Raw genomic sequence first — 3,174 nt, 5'->3', positions numbered from 1 at the left:
GGCGAGCTCGAACAAATGCTAAGCCAACTGATTGAGAATTAGAAACAATCTGCAGTAGGGAAGAATCATTTACACAAAATTATTGACGCTCCCTTATAATGAGAACTTTTACTAACATAATTTATGATAAACTTACTATATAATCATATTAATTAAATAGTTAGGAGATCTGCTTATGTTTATATCTACTCTTCAAATTCGAAATTTTAGAAATTATGAATCCGAAATCTTTCGATTCGATAATGAGACAAATACTATTATAGGTGAGAATGATTCAGGGAAAACCAATGCTCTTACTGCATTGAGAATCTTATTAGATGATAGTTATTACTATAGTAGTAAAACACTAAAAGAATCAGATTTTTTTCATGGAATTCAAAATGGGTGGCAAGGGCATTGGATTATTATCTCTGCGACATTTGAAGGAATCAGCGAAGAAGAATTTGACAATGAGATTTGTGCTTCCATTTCTTTAAATTCTGAAAGTCAAACAATCTTAGAAGAATTGATTTCAAATGCAGATAAAGGTGTAGGTAGTATTTCTCTATTTATTAGACCTAACAAAGCTATTAGAAAGCAATTATTTGATATTTCCACTGAATTAGACTCTCATCAATTTAACGAATTTAGAAATTCTATTCGTCTATCCGACTATGAATTTTACTACACATCTAAATCAAATCTAAATTTCTGTATCAATGAAAATTATGATAAATTGGTAGGAAGACTCAATGACAATATAGCTAGTAATCCTGAAGAAGACGATGAAGCTCTGTTGGGCTCAAGAATTGACATGTCAGATATTTTCAAGCATATTTCGGTTGTTTATGTTGACGCTCTTCGAGATGTTCTTAGAGAAATGAAAAACAATCGAAACCCAGTCAAAAGAATCATGGAAACAATTGAATCAAAAATATCATCAGATAATGTTGAGTCATTAAAAACAATTATACAGCAATTAAATGAGACTATTACCAGTGTTCCTGAAATTAGGAAAATTGGCGAAAATATTAATCGGCAACTAAATAGCATAATTGGTTCAGTGTATTCTCCTAATCTTCTTCTTTCCTCAACTATGTCAGATGATATGGGTTCTTTAGCAAAATTTCTTTCAATGAAGCCAGAACAAAATATCGACTTAGACTTACTAGGGTTAGGACATCTAAATATGATTTATTTAGCTTTGAAAATAGTCGAATTTGAAGCGTGTCGTTCAAGAGAACTACTTAATATTATGTTGATTGAAGAACCAGAAGCTCATATTCATCATCATATTCAAAAAACTCTGTTCGAAGGATTAAATCTTCAAAAAAACTATACTCAGATTCTCATGACCACACATTCTGTACATTTAGCTGAAGTGTCTGAAATATCTCGGATGAATGTATTAAAATCGTTTAATGGCAAATCTATCGTTATGAATCCAGCAAATAATCTGAACTCATTTGCTAAAGAAAAGTTAAAAAAGAACAATCTAAATTTAATAAACGCAGTAGAGAGATATTTAGATGTTAAAAGAAATGGATTGCTTTTTTCTAAAGGTGTTATCTTAGTTGAAGGAGATGCTGAAGAAATACTTATTCCTCAAATAGTAAAAAAATTATTTGGTATAAACTTAGACGAACTTGGAATAGGTTTGATTAATGTTGGTAGTACTTCGTTTGAATATATCGCTAGCTTGTTTGACGATGATAGAATACAGAGAAAGTGTGCTATTGTAACTGATTTAGATGAACAGGCAATCCCATCAGAACATCGATTGTATAAAAGCACTGCACAAGAGAAAGGTCAAGCAAGAAAAGAAAAATTATCCTCCCTTTTTAATGAAAACAATTGGGTTAATTGTTTTTATGCTAATACAACATTTGAAATTGAGTTTTTAGATGTGAATAAAGAAAATATTCTAACTTATGTCAGTCCAATTATAGATGACGCATTCAAAGATAAAAAAACAATAACTGCTTATAAAGAAGAAATACAAAGTGAACAATATTTAGAAAGAAATTTAGCGATGTTAAAACTAGCCAATCATGTTGGTAAGGGGTGGTTTGCAATTGAGTTAGGTGAAAAAATTGACTTTTTAATCAAAATTCCTAAGTATATTCTTAATGCTATTGCTTTTGCATGTCAGGAAATAGTAGATCTCTCAATTTATAAAAAAATTCTACTCCATACAATCGACTTGTACGAGGAAACTACAGAATTGTCAGCTTTATCAGCTAGTTTAAAAACAAGTGATACAGCTGATTTGAATATAGCAATAATTTCTTTATTAGAGTACTTTGGTAAAGATGAGGATGTTGTGTATCTAATCAATCAGATAGAAAATTACACAAAAATACTTTATGCTGAGGTTTCAAAATGACAAATATCTTCGAAAAAATCGTAAATGATTTAAATTTAGAACAAAAAGATGTTGTGGAAAGTGAAGATAACCTTTATGTAAATGCATGTCCTGGGAGTGGGAAAACAAGGGTACTTACAAGGAAAATTGCTTACCAAGCAATTAAACACGATGGATCACTAAAAAGAATAATTGCTATCACATACACTAATAGAGCTGCTGAAGAAATTAAGGAACGCCTAAGTTTACTTAGTATAGATGATGATATTAATATTTGGGTGGGGACAATACATCAGTTTTGTCTTGAATTTATTATTTATCCTTTTAAAATGAATCTCTCAAGAGTATCAAAAGGATTTACAATTATTGATGATTATACTCAAAGAGCTTACGTCAGCCAAATTAATAATATGCTGAATTTAAATCTCAAAACGTATGAACTGAACAAAATTGATTTGTCACTTTCTCATGATTTTAAAATTAATGAAGTTCAGTATACTCAAGTTTCTGAAATGTATCACACTATGTTGGAAAAAAATAAAGAAATTGATTTTGATATGATTTTACTAGTAGCGTATAAAATTTTAACTGTAAACAGTAACGTTGCACGTAATATTGCTAGTAATATAAGGGCGATTTATGTGGATGAATTTCAAGATACTAGAGAATTACAATACAATGTAATAGCTAAATTACTTCAAAACAACCCTCAAATTCAGTCAATGTTTGTTGGAGATTGGAATGGCAACAGTTTTTTTGACAAATTTTATAAGGTGCAGAACTTCTTTCCGTATGCTATTCCGATTGTCCTTGACAATGAGCCTCCTCGG

General features: G+C 30.3%; 2 protein-coding genes. Both read left to right on the top strand.

Features of this window, described 5'->3' with window-relative positions:
- The first annotated feature begins 175 nt into the window (after positions 1–175).
- Positions 176–2,365 (top strand): ATP-dependent endonuclease, encoded by a 2,190-nt coding sequence (locus DIZ30_RS11420; RefSeq protein WP_000470931.1) that lies wholly within the window; start codon positions 176–178, stop codon positions 2,363–2,365.
- Positions 2,362–3,174 (top strand): UvrD-helicase domain-containing protein (locus tag DIZ30_RS11415; protein WP_234414808.1); only part of this gene is annotated, 813 nt, incomplete at its 3' end. The genes DIZ30_RS11420 and DIZ30_RS11415, both read left to right, overlap by 4 nt.

Origin of the sequence: Enterococcus sp. H57, from assembly GCF_003112495.1 — a bacterium.
Taxonomy (GTDB): Bacteria; Bacillota; Bacilli; order Lactobacillales; family Enterococcaceae; genus Enterococcus_B; species Enterococcus_B faecium.
This window is presented reverse-complemented; position numbering and strand designations above follow the sequence as displayed.

Excerpts from the sequence above, each read along its gene's own strand:
- DIZ30_RS11420 (WP_000470931.1), top strand. The coding sequence starts at position 176 with ATGTTTATATCTACTCTTCAAATTCGAAATTTTAGAAATTATGAATCC.